Annotated in this window: 21 protein-coding genes; 13 read left to right on the forward strand and 8 right to left on the reverse strand. The window is 65.6% G+C overall.

Going from position 1 to position 18407, the window contains the following annotated elements; all coding sequences use genetic code 11:
• Positions 1 to 23: 23 nt before the first annotated feature.
• Positions 24 to 1604, reverse strand: a complete 1581-nt coding sequence (locus ACYJ11_RS07245; RefSeq protein ID WP_461647381.1) for an HVO_2922 family protein — start codon at positions 1602 to 1604, stop codon at positions 24 to 26.
• A 118-nt stretch (positions 1605 to 1722) separates the two neighbouring features.
• On the opposite strand from ACYJ11_RS07245, the gene ACYJ11_RS07250 reads away from it, so the two are divergent.
• The 4 genes from ACYJ11_RS07250 (at position 1723) to ACYJ11_RS07265 (ending at position 4708) form a co-directional block, all read left to right on the forward strand.
• Positions 1723 to 3072: an ATP-binding protein gene (locus ACYJ11_RS07250; protein WP_461647265.1), complete on the forward strand. Its 1350-nt coding sequence runs from the start codon at positions 1723 to 1725 to the stop codon at positions 3070 to 3072.
• Between the two features lie 82 nt (positions 3073 to 3154).
• A complete protein-coding gene (locus ACYJ11_RS07255; protein ID WP_461647266.1) occupies positions 3155 to 3430 on the forward strand; it encodes a hypothetical protein in 276 nt (91 codons plus the stop codon).
• Between the two features lie 44 nt (positions 3431 to 3474).
• Entirely contained in the window at positions 3475 to 4350 is an 876-nt protein-coding gene (locus ACYJ11_RS07260) for an MBL fold metallo-hydrolase (protein ID WP_461647267.1), read from the forward strand.
• A gap of 61 nt (positions 4351 to 4411) precedes the next feature.
• Positions 4412 to 4708 (forward strand): hypothetical protein, encoded by a 297-nt coding sequence (locus tag ACYJ11_RS07265; protein WP_461647268.1) that lies wholly within the window; start codon positions 4412 to 4414, stop codon positions 4706 to 4708.
• An 18-nt stretch (positions 4709 to 4726) separates the two neighbouring features.
• Here ACYJ11_RS07265 and ACYJ11_RS07270 read toward each other — a convergent pair whose 3' ends face one another.
• The 3 genes from ACYJ11_RS07270 to ACYJ11_RS07280 form a co-directional block, all read right to left on the reverse strand.
• Positions 4727 to 5677, reverse strand: coding sequence for a DUF5787 family protein (locus ACYJ11_RS07270; protein WP_461647269.1), 951 nt, complete (start codon positions 5675 to 5677; stop codon positions 4727 to 4729).
• 42 nt (positions 5678 to 5719) lie between these two features.
• Positions 5720 to 5896 (reverse strand): hypothetical protein, encoded by a 177-nt coding sequence (locus ACYJ11_RS07275; RefSeq protein WP_170096506.1) that lies wholly within the window; start codon positions 5894 to 5896, stop codon positions 5720 to 5722.
• A gap of 138 nt (positions 5897 to 6034) precedes the next feature.
• Positions 6035 to 6922, reverse strand: coding sequence for a DUF7351 domain-containing protein (locus ACYJ11_RS07280; protein WP_461647270.1), 888 nt, complete (start codon positions 6920 to 6922; stop codon positions 6035 to 6037).
• Between the two features lie 387 nt (positions 6923 to 7309).
• Between ACYJ11_RS07280 and ACYJ11_RS07285 the strand changes: the two genes are divergently transcribed.
• From ACYJ11_RS07285 to ACYJ11_RS07305, 5 genes are read left to right on the forward strand one after another with little or no spacing between them, the layout of a single operon-like run.
• Positions 7310 to 8539 carry a translation initiation factor IF-2 subunit gamma gene (locus ACYJ11_RS07285; protein ID WP_005536660.1) on the forward strand — a complete coding sequence of 410 codons (1230 nt, stop codon included), beginning with the start codon at positions 7310 to 7312 and terminating at the stop codon, positions 8537 to 8539.
• Positions 8539 to 8916, forward strand: coding sequence for a twitching motility protein PilT (locus tag ACYJ11_RS07290; RefSeq protein ID WP_461647271.1), 378 nt, complete (start codon positions 8539 to 8541; stop codon positions 8914 to 8916). Before ACYJ11_RS07285 ends, ACYJ11_RS07290 begins: the two co-directional genes overlap by 1 nt.
• Positions 8917 to 8919: 3 nt before the next feature.
• Positions 8920 to 9498, forward strand: coding sequence for a DNA-directed RNA polymerase (locus ACYJ11_RS07295; protein WP_461647272.1), 579 nt, complete (start codon positions 8920 to 8922; stop codon positions 9496 to 9498).
• On the forward strand, positions 9498 to 9695 hold the full coding sequence (gene spt4, locus ACYJ11_RS07300; protein WP_004516008.1) for a transcription elongation factor subunit Spt4: 198 nt from the start codon (positions 9498 to 9500) through the stop codon (positions 9693 to 9695). Before ACYJ11_RS07295 ends, spt4 begins: the two co-directional genes overlap by 1 nt.
• 1 nt (position 9696) lies before the next feature.
• Positions 9697 to 10236: a GTP-dependent dephospho-CoA kinase family protein gene (locus ACYJ11_RS07305; RefSeq protein WP_461647273.1), complete on the forward strand. Its 540-nt coding sequence runs from the start codon at positions 9697 to 9699 to the stop codon at positions 10234 to 10236.
• A gap of 23 nt (positions 10237 to 10259) precedes the next feature.
• Here the strand turns inward: ACYJ11_RS07305 and ACYJ11_RS07310 are convergent, their stop codons facing one another.
• Together ACYJ11_RS07310 and ACYJ11_RS07315 are read right to left on the reverse strand one after the other, a co-directional pair.
• A complete protein-coding gene (locus tag ACYJ11_RS07310; RefSeq protein WP_004960444.1) occupies positions 10260 to 10415 on the reverse strand; it encodes a rubrerythrin-like domain-containing protein in 156 nt (51 codons plus the stop codon).
• Between the two features lie 89 nt (positions 10416 to 10504).
• The gene (locus ACYJ11_RS07315; RefSeq protein ID WP_461647274.1) at positions 10505 to 11536 is read right to left on the reverse strand and encodes a TIGR01177 family methyltransferase; all 1032 of its coding nucleotides are present in this window, start codon (positions 11534 to 11536) and stop codon (positions 10505 to 10507) included.
• 87 nt (positions 11537 to 11623) lie between these two features.
• Between ACYJ11_RS07315 and ACYJ11_RS07320 the strand changes: the two genes are divergently transcribed.
• The gene (locus tag ACYJ11_RS07320; protein ID WP_461647275.1) at positions 11624 to 12013 is read left to right on the forward strand and encodes a DUF7473 family protein; all 390 of its coding nucleotides are present in this window, start codon (positions 11624 to 11626) and stop codon (positions 12011 to 12013) included.
• 209 nt (positions 12014 to 12222) lie between these two features.
• Here ACYJ11_RS07320 and hisG read toward each other — a convergent pair whose 3' ends face one another.
• A complete protein-coding gene (hisG, locus tag ACYJ11_RS07325; protein WP_461647276.1) occupies positions 12223 to 13071 on the reverse strand; it encodes an ATP phosphoribosyltransferase in 849 nt (282 codons plus the stop codon).
• Positions 13072 to 13139: 68 nt separating this feature from the next.
• Positions 13140 to 14282 (reverse strand): MFS transporter, encoded by a 1143-nt coding sequence (locus tag ACYJ11_RS07330; protein ID WP_461647277.1) that lies wholly within the window; start codon positions 14280 to 14282, stop codon positions 13140 to 13142.
• Positions 14283 to 14495: 213 nt separating this feature from the next.
• Between ACYJ11_RS07330 and ACYJ11_RS07335 the strand changes: the two genes are divergently transcribed.
• The 3 genes from ACYJ11_RS07335 to ACYJ11_RS07345 all read left to right on the forward strand — a co-directional run bounded on the left by ACYJ11_RS07335 (position 14496) and on the right by ACYJ11_RS07345 (position 18262).
• Positions 14496 to 15794, forward strand: coding sequence for an amidohydrolase (locus ACYJ11_RS07335; protein WP_461647278.1), 1299 nt, complete (start codon positions 14496 to 14498; stop codon positions 15792 to 15794).
• 138 nt (positions 15795 to 15932) lie between these two features.
• On the forward strand, positions 15933 to 16940 hold the full coding sequence (locus ACYJ11_RS07340) for a hypothetical protein (protein ID WP_461647279.1): 1008 nt from the start codon (positions 15933 to 15935) through the stop codon (positions 16938 to 16940).
• Between the two features lie 44 nt (positions 16941 to 16984).
• Positions 16985 to 18262, forward strand: a complete 1278-nt coding sequence (locus tag ACYJ11_RS07345; protein ID WP_461647280.1) for an adenosylhomocysteinase — start codon at positions 16985 to 16987, stop codon at positions 18260 to 18262.
• Positions 18263 to 18407 lie beyond the last annotated feature (145 nt).

Raw genomic sequence — 18407 nt, forward strand, 5'->3', positions numbered from 1 at the left:
CCCGCCAGGGCGTTTGGTCGCCGCTACTCCTCCTGTGTTGCACCGGGGGCGTGGCGCTTGATCCGCTCGATGGCGGCGATGGCTTTGTTGCGCTCGGCGTACCCCTCGCCGGAGTCGGCGATGATCTCGCCGTTGCGGTGGCGGAGCCGCCAGCGCCACTCCTCGCCCCTGTCCTCGTACACTTCGAACGCCGCGCTCCCGATTTCCAGCAGATCCGCGTCGGCGGCGTAGGACTGGACCCGTTTGATGGCATCCATAGCTTTCGACCGGTTCGCGTACCCCTCGCCGCTGTCGGCGATGAGTTCGTCGTTGTCGGCCCGCAGCCGCCAGCGCCACTCCTCGCCCTTGTCCTCGTACACCTCGAAACGGTCATCGACCGCGGAGTCGGGTGCGAGTTCGCTGACCCGACGGGCCGCTCGCCGAGCGTTCGACCGGGAGCTGTACCCCTCACCGCTATCGGCGAGGATGTTGCCGTTGCGGTGGAGGAGCCGCCAGCGGAACTGACCGGCGGCGTCGGCGTACACCTCGTATGCCACGGGATCGATCTTGAGATACGCCGCACCGGGGACGTACGCACGGACGCTCTGTAGCGCCCGGCGGACATTTGACTTCGAGGCGTACCCCTCGCCGCTGTCGGCGAGGATGTTGCCGTTGTCGTGGCGCAAGCGCCAGCGGAACTCCCCGGCCGAGTCCTCGAACAGTTCGAACGCGGCGTCGCTTTCGGGGGCCGGCACGACCGGCACGTCCTCGGCGGTGTCATTCTCGGTCGCGTCCTCGAAGAAGACGACGACCCCACCGGCGGCGTTGGACTGCACACTGCGGAGCCCCTGCATCGCCTTCTGGCGCGAGGAATAGCCCTGAGCGCTGTCGGCGATGATGTTCGAATTCCGGTGGCGGAGCCGCCAGCGGTACTTGCCCGCCGAGTCCTCGTACAGTTCGAACGTCGCCTTGCTGTCCATCGCAGACGCGATGGTGGCGTGGGCCGCGGCGAGTTCTGCCTCGGTAGCCTCTGTGACCGTCGCCATCTCCTCGCGCGCGGCCTCGCTGGTCGCCAACTTCTCGGCCAACCTGTTGCGCTCGCGGGTCGCCCGCTCGGCGACCTGTGACTGCTGTGTCGCTTCCCGCGAGGCCGTCTCGGCCTCTTGGGTGGCTTGCTCGGCCACTTCAGTCGCTTCCTGCGCCGTCCGCACGGCCTCGTCGTACGCTTCCTTCCGGCCGGTCAGCAGCGGGGAGACGACGGCACCGACCGCCATCAGGCCGAGGCCGGCGATGTACAGCGTCACCGCCGGGTTCCCCTCGGGGCCGGCCCAGTTCGAGGGATAAAACGTCGTAAACCACACCACCGCGACCAGTCCGACCACGGCACCGAGGTAGGTAAGTATCAGGCCACGTCGTGTCAGCGGTAGTCTGACTGTCGGTCCCGCAAACAGCGAGATGAGACCGATCGCACCGAGGAGATAGCCGAACTGCCGCGGTGTACTCCGCGATGCTGTCAAGTAAAACAGGAGGAGGCCGACGATACCGAGCACGATGCCGATGACGAACAGCCAGTACCCGTAGACCTCGTCGTCGGTCGTCGGGTCGCCGATGCGGTTCCGATACACCGAAATTAATGCGTTATCAGTTGCCACGCGAAAAATACACAGCCGTGGTATATTACCTTGGTGTCGGCCATCGGGGCTTCGAGTGACTTATACCGGTTGCGTGGTAACATCAGTGGGAATGAGCAATCCGGAACTGGATGTCGTTGAGTTTCTGCTGACGGCCACTATCTACAGCGAGCGGCGGGACCTCGAACCGGACGACCTGCCGGCTTCGTATCGGTCGGTCTTCTGGAGCGACGGCGAGATCGAACGGCCCCTGTCGATCACCAACACGACTGCGAGCGAGGCCACCGGCATCGAGCGGCCGTGGGCAGCCATCTCCGGTCTGATGTTCACCGACCGCGACGACTTCTCGGGGAGTATCTCCATGACGGACCGCGACCTCGCCGAGGAGTGGTTCCTCGAACGGGTCGACGCCGCGGATCTCGAAGACAACCCGGTCCTGGCGAAAGCCTTCGAGGACAAGGTCGAGGGCGCTGACTACGAGCGGGCCCGCGAACAGAACCGACCGTCGCGCGCCGACCGCGCGTTCATCGACGCAAAGCTGGAGGAGGCGTTCGACACTGACGACGAGGACGACGAGGAGATGCTTGACCTCGTCGACGTGCGCGCCCCCGAGGAGGTCGAGATGACACTGGCCGACCTGGTGTTGACCACCGATCAGGAAGACGAGATACAGAAGATCGTCAAGGCCATCGAACACCGCGACTACCTCGCCCGCATCGGCCTGCGGGAGATCGGCAAACTCCTCTTCGTCGGTCCGCCGGGGACCGGCAAGACCAGCGTCGCCCGCGCGCTCGCTCACGACCTCGACCTCCCCTTTGTCGAAGTGAAACTGTCGATGATCACCAGCCAGTACCTCGGCGAGACGGCCAAGAACGTCGAGAAGGTGTTCGAGGTCGCAAAGCGGCTCTCGCCGTGTATCCTCTTCATGGACGAGTTCGACTTCGTCGCCAAGACGCGCTCCTCCGACGAACACGCCGCCATCAAGCGTGCTGTCAACACCTTGCTCAAGAGCATCGACGAGATATCCCTGATTCAGGACGAGGTGTTGCTCATCGGCGCGACGAACCACCCCGACCAGCTCGACGCCGCCGCCTGGCGGCGCTTCGACGAGATCGTCAACTTCCCGAAGCCGGATAGCGGCATGCGCGCAGACATCCTTCGTATCGTCACCCAGCAGATGGAAATCGACGACTTCGACCCGGAGACACTGGCGGAGCTGACCGAGGGGCTGACCGGGAGCGACCTCCGGCTCGTCCTTCGTGAAGCAGTCCTCAATGCCTTGACCGAGGAGCGGACCACGCTCACCCAGCAGGACCTCGAAGACGCTATCATCGACTTCGAGGAGCGGGACAACCTCAAGAACATGGACATGATGGACGGCGACGCCGACGCCCTAGTTGCCGGGAGCGGCGGCTTCTCCGGCGACGGCGGCAGCGACCACGACCACGATCACGACCACTGAGCGACGGCTTACCCGCTCAGGGACCCGTTCTGGCTGTCGATATGAGCGATTTACTTATCAATGCAGGAACCATTCAGTAGCCATGGCTGACAACGACGTGTTCACCGAGACAGACGAGCCGGCCGAGTCGTGGGTTGACGTTCGGATGACTGATCCCGATGAAGGCGAGTGGGACGTAGACGTGGTCATCGCCGAGAAGCAAGTCGAGTACGTCGACCTGCGCATCCGACCGGCGCTGCTCGAAGGGTTTCTCGACTGCCTGTTCGACGACCTCTCCGACGAGCGCGCCCAGTCCCTGCTGGCGGCGACGATGGAGCGACAGGACATCGACCCGGCGAACCTGTCCGATAGCCAGTAACGAAAGCGAGGGGCTTAGGCGAGTCGCCTCCTGAAGGGACAGTAATGGAGGTCACGCTGCTTGGGACCGGCGACACGACGGGGACACCGACCGTCCAGTGCGACTGTGACACGTGCGAACGGGCGCGCGACCCCGACGAGGAACTCCGGGCCCGCGTCCGCGAGCGCGGCATCGACCCGACCGGGGGCGTCGAGCGGTCGCGCTTCTCCGTTGCCGTGTCGAACGACGACACTGGGGAGTCCCTGCTGATCGACCTGAGTCCGGACTTCCGTCACCAGTTCCTCCGCGAGTCGGTCCCGCTGCCGGACGCGGCGATCATCACACACGTTCACTTCGACCACCTCGATGGCCTCGGCAACGCCTACCGTCTGTTCGACGAGCTGCCGGTCCACGCCGCCGACGAGACCGATCCGGTGACCGGTGAAAGTGTTGCACAGGGCGTCCGGAGCCGCTACGACTATCTCGATACGGTCTCGGTCCATGCACAGACGCCGTTCGAGCCGTTCACCGTCGCCGGCTTCGAGGTGACGCTCGTCCCGGTCACCCACCCGCCGCTGCTGTGCTACGGCCTGCGAATCGAGGAACCACAGACCGGCGCAGTGCTGTCGATTTCCGGGGACACCTGCTACGATGTGCCCGACCGCTCGAAATCCGTGCTGACCGGGTCCGACCTCGCGCTCGTCGAGGGAATCGTTCACCCGGAGGCCTGCGAATACCATCCGAAAGGTGGCGCGCACCACGACGAGGACGGCGTTCCGAGAACCTTCGGCACGAAACACATGACCCTGCCCGGCGCGCGGGACTTCGCTGCCGACATCGAGGCCGACGACTACCGTATCGTTCACACGGCGCACTACGTCCCCGCGGACCGGGCCTTCGCCGACGACATCGGACTCGACGGCGAGCGGTTCACGCTCTGACCCGGATTCGGCTGGGTGAAACGGACCGTAGATTATAGGCCATGGCAGCTAATGCCGTTGTATGGACAGGCGCGGCATCGCGGAGGTCGGTGGGCTGTCGCTGGCTGCCGGCGTCCTCGCAATCGCCGTCCAGCAGGTCATCGTGGGCGGTATCGACTGGGTGCTGGTGGTGGGACTGGTGGCCTGTGTCGGGATAGCGGCCGCAGCGAACTATCAGGCCAGAACGAAACACGCGGCGCAGGTCGCCACTGAAGCACCGGCGGTGACCGAAGACAACTACGAACAGCACGGCCGCCCGACCGCCGGTGACGGCGGCGTCCCGCCCGATGACACACGTTCAGGTGACGACGACCGGTAGGGGAACGGCTTCTCGCGGCTATCCGAACCGATCTAGTCCCGACTGGCGACGCTTGCGCCCGTCGGGGTCTGCCCGCCACGGTGTCCGCTCGGCCCGGAGCGAGTCGCCGTCGACGGCCGGTGGGTCGGCTGCCTCGTACCCGCCGCAGTCCGGGCCGCAGTCGTCGCTCTCGCGGACAGCGCGGTCCTTCCACTGACAGTACGGAATCCCGTCACTACCGGGTGAACAGCGCTCACACGCCGGGTAGTCGAAACTCCGCCACCCCTTGCCGTAGGCCCGCTCGGCCAGTCGCCGGCGCGCGCGGGCCTTCTCCGAAGCGCTGACTATTCGCACGTCTGCCCGGATCGGGCGCTCCTCGAGGAGTTCGACGCCGGCATCGTCTGTCGGCAGCGATGTCGCCTCCCGACGGACGTCTATCGTTTCTCTGTCAGCGTCGAACCGCCAGACGCCGACTTCATCTGGAATCCGGTTGAGGTGCGCCCCGGTAACGTAGGAGGCCGTCGCCAGCACGACGCGGTCGGCGAGCCCGAGCGATACGTCGGTCCGCAACTGCGATTCTAGGTCGCCGGGGCGGTCTAGGTCCGGCTTGTTCTCGATGGCGACGATCTCGCCGAACCAGTCTGGGTACCGCGCCGTCTGCCGGACGTATGTCCGGCCGCCGCGGCGCTCGCGCTCGAAGAAGCCTCGCTCGACGGCCAGCTCGACGGCGCGCTCGGCGCGGTCGGGATGGCAGTCGAAAGCGTCCTTCCAGTACCGGGCGCGGCCCGGCCCGACACTGCTTTCGATGGCCGCCGTCGGTAGTCGTTCGGGAGTGATGGCCGCCCGCTCGTCGAACTCGGGCCCCGGTTCGACGACGACGGTGTCGAGGACGCGCCGGCCGTGGACAGCGCCGCCGAGCTGACGGCTCACCAGGCGGCCCTCGCGCTCAAGATGGGCACACAGCGCCAGTTCGAAGTCGAACTCCCGCACGACCGGAGGCAGGGCTGGGACGGGCAAAAGCCCCGCGCCCGGTTACCGGGTAGCGACAAAGAAACAGGTCAGCGTTGCCAGTGCGAGAACCGGACTCTGCGAGAGTATCGTCAGCAAGCCGAGGTAGACCGTCAGAACGCCGAGGAGGGACCGAACGGTCAGCGGTGGATACGTCGGCCTGTACAGTTCGGGGTCAGCGTAGGGTGCGGGTTGGTACATTACAGTGAAACGATGGTCCCGAACGCCGATAAGCATAATCTGAATGATATTTCTGTAACAGACGCGGACCGAGACTCTCCTGAAGACGATTTCGGTCAGTGGGAAAACAGTTCGCCGCCGCAGTACCGATAGCCCGGCTCAGCGCCCGCAGTCCTGTCGCTCAAACTCGACCGGCTGGAGGTCTCCGTCCAGATAGGCGGTCAGTTCCGCCTCGGCCAGCGGAATCCGGACCGCAAGCCGCCACGGGTCCGTGTCTTCGACGCTGGTGTACTGGTCGTCGACACACCAGGGCAGCGTCCAGTAGGGTCGACTCGACAGGTCGACGCCGTGGTCGTCGTAGAACGCCGCGACGCGGGAGTTGTCAAGTAGCGTCAGCCCGACAGGCGAACAGAGTTCGTGGCGACACTGTTTGCAGACGAACTCGGCGCGGACCGACACGTCGAGACAGCAGTCGCCATCACGAGAGATCTCTGTTCCCATCCGGCCGGCACAGTCGGGGCAGACGCCGTCAGCAGCCAGACAGTGGAGGTGTCGCACCCGCTCGGCGAAGGCCGTCGCGACTTCCGCTGGCGTCCGGTCGACCAGGCCGCCCGGCGGGAACGGGTACTCGCCGTGGGCCTTCCCGCAGTCCTCGCAGTCGATGGCGAACTGCTCATCGGCGTACTCTGCCAGTAGACCGCCGCCACACCGTGTGCAGGCCCCGGTCACCGGGAACGGGTCGATATCGGGCGTCCGTGTGAACGTTCCTGCCCGCACCGCGCGGATGACCTGCGATCCGGCGTACCGGAGGTCGTACCCGTCCGGCCCTTGGCTGACGAACTGGCCGGTGAGTTCCTGTAGGTGATAGTTGAACTGCCCGCTGTCGGCCAGTTCTACGGCGTCGAACAACTCCGAGAACCGAATTGGTCGGTCATCTGCGCGCCACAGTGCCTCCAGAATGTCCAGGCGCGTCTCGCTCGCGATGACCGAGAACGCTGTCGCCGGATCGATGTCGGCATCCGTTTCGGGGGACTCCTCGACTCGCATCGTACATGAACCTGTTCCCGCATAAACAAAAGCGTTCACAGAAACACAGTTACGTAACAGTACCGACAAGAACTGGCCACGATCTACGCTTCAGGATTCCTGTCCCGCCACCGAGTAGGGTTCGACCGGTTCGTCACGGATGGTGGAATGACTGATTGATGACTCCAATCTCTCAACGGCGATCCGGTGTGGCATTTAACTCGCACAGTCCGCTACTCGCGCTCGGTGACGGAGGTCGCGTCGCTATATCGGGGCCAATATCGGGTAATTCGGTGACTTTGCCGCCGTCAGCAGGGACCAAATCGGCGATTGAACCGGGGTCGGCGGGGCGCAAACAGTAGGTTTATCAGTTGCACGCGGCGAAACTCCACCAAGATTACTCTCGAAATGACATCGAACAAACAACCGGAGGTGAACATCGGACTCGTCGGGCACGTCGACCACGGAAAGACGACGCTCGTACAGGCGCTGTCCGGCGAATGGACCGACCAGCACTCCGAGGAGATGAAACGCGGTATCTCTATCCGACTCGGCTACGCCGACGCGACGTTCCGTCGCTGCCCGGAGGCCGAGGAGCCGGAGGCCTTTACCGTCGACGAGCACTGCGACGACCACGACGTCGACACCGACCACCTCCGGACGGTGTCGTTCGTGGACGCGCCCGGCCACGAGACGCTGATGGCCACCATGCTCTCCGGCGCGGCCATCATGGACGGGGCCGTGCTCGTCATCTCGGCGACTGAGCCCGTCCCGCAGGCCCAGACCGAAGAGCACCTGAGCGCGCTCGACATCATCGGCATCGACAACATCGTCATCGCCCAGAACAAGGTCGACCTCGTCGACGAGGAGCGGGCGATGCAGAACTACGAGCAGATTCAGGAGTTCGTCGAGGGAACCGTCGCCGAGGGCGCACCCGTTGTCCCCATCAGCGCAGGGCAGGAGGCCAATATCGATCTGCTCATCGAGGCTGTCCAGTCCGAGATTCCGACGCCGGAACGGGACCCGGACGAGGACGCCCGCATGATGGTCGCACGCTCGTTCGACATCAACCGCCCCGGCACGACCTGGGACGACCTGATGGGCGGCGTGCTCGGCGGGTCGCTCGTTGGCGGCCAACTGGATGTCGACGACGAGATCGAACTCCGCCCCGGCCGTGAGGTTGAGGAAGGCGGCAAGACGGAGTGGCAGCCCGTGACGACGACGGTCCGCTCGCTCCAGTCCGGCGGCGACTTCGTGGACACGGTCACGCCGGGCGGTCTGCTCGGCGTCGGGACCGGACTTGACCCCGCGATTACGAAAGGCGACGCGCTCGCCGGACAGGTCGCCGGGCCGCCCGGGAGCCTCCCGCCGGTCCACGAGACGTTCACGATGGACGTGGACCTGCTGGAACGCATCGTCGGCGACGACGGCGGCGAGGTCGACGAAATCTCCACCGGCGAACCGCTCATGCTGACTATCGGCACCGCCACCACGGTCGGTTCAGTCACGAGCGCGCGAGACGACGAATGTGAAGTCGCGCTCAAGCGCCCGGTCTGTGCGGCGTCGGGCTCGAAGATCGCCATCAACCGCCGTGTCGGCGCTCGGTGGCGGCTCATCGGTGTCGGCACGCTGCGGTGATGATCGTGCTGGATACGAACGCGCTGATGATGCCGGTCGAATGCAACGTACGCCTGTTCGAGGAACTCGATAGGGTGCTTCCGGATGCGACGGACTACGTCGCGCCCGCTGCCGTCCGCGACGAGCTGGCGAAACTGGCCGACGGGGCCGGTGCGGAAGCGACGGCCGCCTCGGTCGGGCAGGACCTGCTCGACCGGTGTACGATTCGGGAGACGACGGCGGACTACGCGGACGACGCTGTCCTCGAACTGGCACAGGCAGACGATGCGACACACGCGGTCACGAACGACAACCCCCTCAAACGACGCCTGCTGGACGCGGGCGTTCCAGTAATTAGTTTAAGGGGCCGGAACAAACTGGGTATCACTCAACCATAACACATGTATAAACGGGTACGCCTACGCGATACGGTCGAAGTCCCGCCACGCTTTCTGGCGGAGGTCAGTCCGGGGCTGGTCAAACGGCTCCTGCAAGAGAAACTCGAAGGACGAATGGACGAGGACGTCGGCAGCGTCGTCTCAGTCATCGAGGTCCACGACATCGGTACCGGTGCCGTGCTGCCGAACAAGCCCGGCGTCTATTACGCGGCCGAGTTCGACGCGCTCACGTTCGACCCACAGATGCAGGAAGTGGTCGACGGGGAGGTCGTCGAGGTCGTCAACTTCGGGGCCTTCATCGGCATCGGGCCGGTCGATGGTCTGCTCCACGTCTCCCAGATCTCTGACGAGTATCTGGCCTACGACGAGGAGAACCAGCAACTCGCCTCACGGGAGTCCAACCGGACGCTCACTGTTGGTGACGCCGTCCGGGCGCGTATCGTCACCAAGAGCATCGACGAGCGAAACCCGCGTGACTCCAAGATCGGCCTGACGGCGAAACAGGTTGGCTTGGGCAAGCACGGCTGGCTCCAGGAGGAGCGCGAGCGCCGTGAAGGCACGGCGGAAGCCGGTGATAGCTGATGGCGGACCGACTCGTCTGTCGCGACTGTCACCGCGTCCAGGGCGCGGAGATCGAAAGCCAGTGTGAGGCCTGCGGCGGCACCGCACTGACCGAGGACTGGGCCGGCTACGTCGTCATCGCGCACCCGGAGCGGTCCGACATCGCCGAGGAGATGGAAGTGACCGAACCGGGCAAGTACGCGCTGAAAGTCCGCTAACGTGTCCGACGTCGTTCTCGAACTTCCGAGTGACTTGCGGCACGAGCTGAAAGAGCCGCTCGGACGGATTTATACTGATACAGCGGCGCTGCTGGCCGACGCCGGCAACCCAATCATCGCCGTCGGCGACATGGTCACGTACCATCTCATCGAGGCCGGGCGGACGCCCGACCTCGCGCTGGTCGACGAACGGACCAAACGCTCGGCCGTCGACGCGGACGTGGCAGCGGCAATTGATGGCTTTGACCGGACGCTCCCGGTCGACAACCCACCCGCGACGCTCACTGCTGAACTGCTTACTGCGCTCAGGGATGGTCTCGACAGTGACGGGACGACTCTTCTGGATGTCGACGGCGAGGAGGACCTCGCTACGCTCCCTGCAGTACTCGCCGCGCCCGCCGGAGCCAGCGTCGTGTACGGCCAACCGGACGAGGGGATGGTGCTGGCCGACTGCGACGACACAGCCCGAGACCGGGTTCGGTCGCTGCTGAAGCGGATGGACGGTGACGCCGAGCGAGCGATTGCACTCGTGTCGAGCTAACCAGCAAAAAATGCGGACGGGTTTTATTCCGGCCGTGGGACGCTGAGGTTCTGCATTTCTGTCTCACAGCGGCCACAGGAGACGGTTGAGCGCTCGCTACAGAGGCGCTTCCCGCAGTCTGGGCATTCAAACAACTGTTCGTCGTCGTCGCATGGGGCGGGGTCTGACCACGTTGGCATACTTGAGACTAATTAGCATTTGTCACGGGATAAACTTTGCTCATACCGAAATAAAAGACAACACTCGTCCAGAGAAAGTGGACGTATGGTCACTCAAGAACGTGGACGTGCCTGACCAGCGAGCGGTGGACGCGCCGCTTGAAGTAATCAGTGACAGCCCAGCCCGCGCCGGTCGCGGCCTCGCGCCAGTCGCGGTCGGCGACGAGGACGCACCGCCCTGCGACGCGGGCGGCTTCGCCGAGCGCATCGGACACGAGGGGTGCCAGTTCGCCCTCGATGCGGGATTGCCGGCCGTAGGGGGCGTCGAAGACGGCGGCGTCGACAGCGTCGTCGGCGACCGGCAGTGCGGACGCGTCAGACCGGAACACCCCCCAGTCGCCCGGTTCGGGATAGGCGTCCCTGCTGGGATGGCCGTCGCCGTCGAGCGCATATCGGAGGTTCTCGCGCGTCCCCGAGACCATCTTTTCCTGTGCGTCGCCGCCGACCACGTCAGCCCCGACCAGTCCCGCCTCCAGCAGGAGGCCGCCGGTGCCACACATCGGGTCCAGTATCGTTGCGTCCGGGCCGGCCCCGGCGATGTTGACCAGCGCCCGGGCTTCGAGCGGGTCCATGCTGCCGGGCTGGAAGAACGGGCGGTCCGTCGGCTGCCGTTGGCCGAAATCACGGACGCTCTCGATGGCAAGCCAGCCCAGCGCACAGCAGGCCTCGCCGGTCCCGCCCTCCTCGTCGCCAGCCGGGTCCGAAAAGTAGGCGTAGAGGACCTGGTCCGGATCGTCGAGGTCGACGGCGAAGCCGCGGTCGGTGAGCACGCCGCCCAGCGTCCGCTCGGCCTGCTGGGTGTCAATACCGGTGCTCGCTCGCACGTCGACCGCACGCACGGCGACGCTTCCCTCGCGGTCGATGGTCGCGGCCGACAGCAACGCGGCGGCGCTTTCGATGTCCGGGTCCGAGGTTCCGATCATGTCACAGGCCCGGTGGGTGAACGCGAGGTGGCGAATGCGGTCGCTGATGCCCCGTGCCGTCGCCAGTCCAGGGGCGAGGGCGTCGACGGCGCTCGCGGCGCTTGCGGCTTCCCGCTGCGCGAACGCGTCGTCCTGCCCGCCGAGTTCGAGGACGTACACGCCCGAGCGGTGTGGGCGAGCGGCTATGAGCGTGCCGGTCGCGCCCGGGAACAAAACGCACAAGCGAGCGGCCGCCGAATCCCGAGTATGCTCCAGTCCGGGTTCTCCAGCCTCACCGGCGGTGGTATCCTCGCGGTTCTCGTGACCGTCCTCGTCACCTGGCTCTTCTACGCTCTGACGCTCCACCTGGCTGCGACGTTTTTTATCGGCGACGTGCCGAGTCAACTCGCCGCAAAGGCTGCTCTTGCGCCGGCAATCGTCTCGCTCATCCTCCAGCGCTGGGGCGTCGAGTCCGGCGTCGTCTCGGCTGACCTCGGCGTCGCGGTCGTCCTGTTGCTCACTCTCGTCGCCGACGGGATCGCAATCAGCCTCTCCTACCGGCTGTCGACCAGCTCGACGGCCCCGCTCGTGGCGCTGCATCTGGCGTTCGCGGCGGTGCTCGGGTTCGCGCTGAACAATATCTTCATGTTCTTCTGACTCTCTGAGTTGGGAATGAGGTAGGAGTGTCTGTGGAATGCGGGCGCGGAGCGGAGTGCGGCTTGCATACCGCGCCGAAGGCGCGGTTTCACTCCGAGCGCGGCCGCAGGCCGCGACTCGGAGGTCGTTTTTAGCGTAGATTTTTGCGAACCCGCTCCCCACAGCGCGCTCTACGAGCGCGCGAGGAGAGGGGGTGACGTAAAAAGGTACTATTCAACCAGTCGTTCTATCTCCGTCACGAGGATATCACTCGCGCCCACATCTTTGAGCGAGCTGATCGTCTCGAAGACGGCGCGCTCCTCGACGACGGCGTGAACGGCCAACTGGTCGGAGCCGGCGATGTCCATCACAGTCGGACCGCCCATCCCCGGAAGCACTTCCTCCACATCATTGAGGGCGTCCTCGGGGGCGTTCATCATCAGATAGCGTTTGTCGTCGGCGGCGAGGACTGAGCCAAGCGCGGTGTCGACCTGCTGGACCTTCTCGTCGTCGGCGGTGTCCTCGCGGGCGAACAGGCGGACGGAGCTTTCGAGTACCTCGTCGACGACGGCCAGCCGGTTCATCCGGAGCGTGGTCCCGGTCGAGGTGATGTCGACGATGCCGTCGGCGATGTCGACGTGGGGGGTCAGTTCCGTCGCGCCGGACACTTCGGTCACGTCGACGTCGACGTCGACTCGGTCGAAGTACCGGCGAGTGATCTTGGGGAACTCCGTGGCGATGCGGCCGCCCTCAAAGTCGTAGACGGTCTCGATGTCGCTCTCTTCCGGCGCGGCGAGGACGAGGCGACAGCGGCCGAAATCGAGGTCACGGAGTTCGACGAGGTCGTCGGCGTCGGACTCTCGAACCTGGTCGAGGCCGGTGATACCTACGTCGGCAGCACCATCCGCGACGTACTCGGGGATGTCGGCGGCGCGGGCGTACAGGACGGTCACGTCCGGGTCGACTGTGTCGGCGTGCAGCTGGCGGTCGGCCCCGTCGACCAGATGGAGGCCGGCCCGTTCGAGCAGTTCCTCGCTTGGTTCGTGCAGGCGGCCCTTGTTGGGGACGGCGATTCGCATACGCCTACTGGCAGGCCGCGGGGCAACTGTCTTTCCCCTCAGGCTGGCCGGGCCTGTGGGCGGAACTGTCACAGGCGGTCCCGGCGGGGGAGGACAACGAATGTAGCCGCAGCCAGCAGCGTCAGGCCAGCGAGACCGTAGAACGCGACGGCAAACAGGCCGCGGTCGGCGAGCAGGCCGACGGCTGTCGAGCCCAGCGAACTGATCGCGAAGAAGCCTGTCCGGAGCAGGCCCCAGCCGGTTCCTTCGGCGGCATCAGGCAGCGTGTCGACGATGTAGGCGTTGGCCAGCGGACCGACGCTCATCCGAACCCCGATGACGGCGGAGACGATGGCCAGCGGCACTAGGCCGCGGACGGACGGAATGAGCGCGAGCGGAACGGTACTGACGAGGGCGACAGCGGTCAGAACCCTAGGCGTTCCGTATCGGTCGGCGAGCCGGCCGGTGATCGTCTGTGAGAGCGCGCCACCGACGAACAGCACCGAGAGGAGTGCCCCGGCGGTCCCCTGTGAGAGGCCCCGAACCGTGACCAGATACGTAGTGAGAAACGCTGTCACGGCTTGGAAGGCGAACAGCATCAGTGTTTTGCCCGAAACCGACAGCACGAGCCGGCGGTTCCGAAAGCCGGTGAGGGCTGTTCGGAGGTCCCGCTGGAGGCTCCGCTCGGACTCGCCGGTCGGACGGTCCGAGACCGAGAGCCAGAGCGCGCCGGCGACGAGCATGAACAGGGGAGCGGCGCTGGCAAGCGCCAGCCGCCAGCCGTACCGGGTTGTGACGAACGCGGCGACGGCGGGCAGTACGGCCGCCCCGAGGGAGCCGGCCGCCATTACGACACCGAAGGCGGTCCCCTCGCGGGCGTCGAATGTCCGTGAGAGAGCGGTCCCGCGGGTCGGGCCGTATAGCCCCGTCCCGAACCCGAACGCACCCGTTGCAATGAGGAACAGCGAGAACACCGGCGCGAAGAAGTAGCCCAGCAGCCCGACGCCCGACAGCAACGCTGCCGCCACCAGCAGCGTCCGCTCGCCGATCCGGTCGATCAACACCCCGGCCGGGAACTGCACTGCCGCGTACGTGAGCCAGAGCACCGTGACCGCGAGCCCTGCCTGTGCGTTCGAGATGACGAACTCCTCGCGTATCGTCGGCAGCACCGCAGGAACCACAAACCGCATCCCGAGGACGAGGAACCAGCCGGCAGCGACGGCAAGCAGCATTCGGCCTGGGCTTCCGTGCCGCATAGCGTTGACCCGTTGTCGGAGTTGCTCTGCCGCCGCCATTCTCTAGCCGACCTGAACGCGCCGGAGCCGAAAGACCCCTGCGGAACAGGCACTGCTGTCACCGCTACACCGCAGAAAGACGTGCCAACACGCCACACAGCAGCGCTGTGGACCCGGCGAACTAAGGCCCGCGGTTGCGAAGCCACCGGCATGAGCGAACTCCTCGTCACCGGCGGGCAGGTCCTTCGGCCGGACATGACCGTCGAGCGTGCGGACGTACTGGTTTCACAGGACAGCGGCGATATCGTGGCGGTCGACGAGCCGGGGACACTGGACGGCGACGACGAACTCGACGCCAACGACGGCTTAGTCATCCCCGGTCTGGTCAACGCCCACACCCACGTCGCGATGACACTGCTTCGCGGTCTTGCGGACGACAAGCCCCTCGACGCCTGGCTACAGGAGGATGTCTGGCCCGTCGAAGCGGAACTGACCGCCGACGACATCCGCGCCGGGGCGGAACTCGGGCTGGTCGAAATGATCCGGTCGGGGACGACAGCACTGTCGGACATGTACTTCGAGGTCGAGGAGATCGCAGACGCAGTCGACCAAGCTGGGATGCGAGCAGTGCTGGGTTTCACCGCAGTCACCGTCGGCAAGGACGACGAGGCCGCGCGGTCTGACCTCCAAGAGAGCCTCGACGTGGCGCGGAAACTCGACGGTGCGGCTGATGGACGGGTTCGGACGACGTTCCAGCCGCACTCGCTCACGACCGTCGGCGAGGAGTACCTCAGTGAGTTCGTCCCGCAGGCCCTCGACGACGACCTGTCGATCCACTTGCACGCCAACGAGACGCGCGACGAGGTGACGCCTATCGTCGACGAACACGGACAGCGCCCGCTTGCCTACGCCGACGATATCGGCCTGCTCGACGGCGACACGTACGTGGCCCACGGCGTCCACGTCGACGACAGCGAAATCGACCTGCTGGCCGAGACTGGCACCGGCGTTGCTCACTGTCCGGCCTCGAACATGAAACTCGCCAGCGGGATGGCCCCGGTGCAGGACCTGCTGGACGCTGGCGTCACCGTGGGCATCGGAACCGACGGCGCGGCCTCGAACAACGACCTCGACATGTTCGACGAGATGCGCGACGCGGCGATGATCGGCAAGCTCGCGGCCGACGACGCCAGCGCGGTCGACGCTGGCACCGTCGTCGAGATGGCGACGGCGAACGGCGCGGCCCTGCTTGGCTTCGACAGCGGCCGCATCGAAGCCGGCGCGAACGCCGACCTAGCGGTCATCGACCTCGACGCCCCGCACCTGACGCCGGCCCACGACCTCGTCTCGCACCTGGCCTACGCCGTCCACGGGAGCGACGTGCGCCACACGGTCTGTGACGGCGAGGTCCTCATGCGGGACCGCACTGTCGAGGTGTTCGACGAGGGAGCCGTCCGCGAACGAGCGAGCGAGCACGCGGCCGCACTGGTCGAACGAGCCGGCGACTGAACAGGCGAAATAAACGCTGATAGGGGGTTTTAAACGGTATAAATTCGTCTCAGCCGGTATTTTTGAACGCGCAAACTGCCTGAACGGGATGAACGAGAGGGGGTGTTTATCGCTCTCTCGGCGAACCAATTGGCTACGATGCGCACCAAACTCTTCGCACTGTACGCCGCTGTCGGACTGACCTTGCTGGCCGTCGGTCCGGGTCTGGCGGCCGCTGCGGACTCGGCCGGCAACACTGGCGCGGGGAACACCCTCGCGGTCGGTGTCGCACAGGCTGACGACGGCAGCGCGACGGTATCAGTCACACAGAACGAGACGGGCGTCGAGAACGCCTCAGTTGCCGTGGCGACGGCTGACAACACCTCCTACGCCGGAACCGGCAACTACACCACCGACAGCAATGGGACGGTTGGACTGCCCGCCCCCGAGCAGAACGTGACGGTCGACGTGACGGCGACGGCCGACAATCACACCGCAACGACGACGGCGGACCTGACCGTCGCGCCGACGAACGTCACCAACGTGACCGAGTTCGACACCTTCGGACTCGAAGTATCGGCCTACGTGAACGACCTGTTGAGCGACGAGAACCGGACTGGCGGTATCGGCCCGGCCGTCGCCAGCTTCGTGACGGCGAACAACCCCGGCAACGCGCCGGACCACGCCGGCCCGCCCGCACACGTCACTGGTGAGAACGAGTCCGAGGACAACGAGACCCACCCCAGCGAACGACAGGGTCCGCCGGCGGACATCTTCGGTGACGACGAGAACGAGACTGAAAACGAGACAGACGACCGCCGCGGCCCGCCCGAGGACGCCGGACCGCCCGAAGACCGCGGTCCGGACAGCGATGACGCGGAGAACGAAACTGATGACGAAAACGAGACGGACGACGACCGTCGTGGTCCGCCCGAAGACGCTGGGCCGCCCGAGGACCGCGATGACGACGACGTGGAGAACGAGACTGAAGACGACGAAAACGAAACCGAGGAACCGGAAGACGAGACGGAAGACGCGGTAGAAGACGAGACCGAAGAGCAAGATGAGGACGACGATGCTGACGACGACAACGATAGCGACGACGATGACGACGGCGACCGCGGCCGTCCGGACGACGCCGGCCCGCCGGACGACCGCGGTAACTGAGCGGCTTCGGTAGCGTTTTAGGAACTCTCTTCCTCTATCGTGGCATGACGACGCCTATTTCCGAGCGACTTGACGACCTCGACGAGGCTCGCGACTCCGGCCGCCGGAAGATGGACTGGGCCATCCAGCACATGCCCATCTGCGGCGCGCTCCGCGAGGAGTTCGAGACCGAGCAGCCTTTCGCCGGTGAACGCATCGGCATGGCGATGCACGTCGAAGCCAAGACCGCCGTCCTCGCGGAAATCCTCGCGGTCGGTGGCGCGGAAGTCGCCATCACCGGCTGTAATCCGCTCTCGACCCACGACGATGTGAGTGCTGCACTCGACGCCGTCGACGGCATCACCTCCTACGCCGAGCGCGGCGTCGACGACGAGGAGTACTACGAGGCTATCGAGGCTGTCATCGGCCACAAGCCGACCATCACCGTCGACGACGGGATGGACCTCGTCGCGGCCATCCACGAGGACTATCCGGAACTCATCGACACCATCATCGGCGGGGCAGAGGAGACAACAACCGGCGTCCACCGACTGCGCGCGATGGACGAGGACGGCGAACTCGACTACCCTGTGTTCGCGGTCAACGACACGCCGATGAAGCGCCTGTTCGACAACGTCCACGGCACCGGCGAATCCTCACTGGCCTCGATTGCGATGACGACGAACCTCTCGTGGGCCGGCAAGACTGTCGTCGTCTCCGGGTACGGTGACTGCGGCAAAGGTGTCGCGAAGAAAGCCAGCGGCCAGAACGCCGACGTGATCGTCACCGAAGTCGAACCCCGCCGCGCGCTCGAAGCGCACATGGAGGGCTATGAAGTCAAACCGATGGCCGAAGCCGCTGCCGAGGGCGACGTGTTCATCACGACGACCGGCAACCGTGACGTCATCGTCGAGGAGCACTTTGAGGCGATGCAGGACGGCGTCCTGCTCGCCAACGCCGGTCACTTCGACGTGGAGGTCGACCTCGACGCCCTGTCGGACCTCGCCGTCGACACGTACGAGGCCCGCGACGGCGTTCAGGCCTACGAGATGGCCGACGGCCGCCGCCTGAACGTGCTGGCCGAGGGTCGTCTGGTCAACCTCGCGACGCCCATCGCACTGGGCCACCCCGTCGAGGTGATGGACCAGAGCTTCGGCGTGCAGGCCGTCTGCGTCCGCGAACTGGTCGAGAACGGCGATGACTACGAGGCTGGCGTCCACGCTGTCCCGGACCGACTCGACAAGGAGGTCGCGGAGATCAAACTCGACGCCGAGGGCGTCGAATTCGATTCGCTGACCGATACGCAGGCCGAGTACATGGATTCCTGGCAGCACGGGACGTAGGGCGGGGCGCGACCGCAGGAAGCGGCCCGCCAGACGCGCAGCGGTGACCGAAGGGAACCGCGAGCAGTAGCGAGATTCTGAGCGGTGCGAAGAATCTCGCACCGGAACGGGAAGCGAAGCGACCCGTGGAGGACATAGAGTGGTT

The organism is Haloarcula sp. H-GB5 (assembly GCF_054850705.1).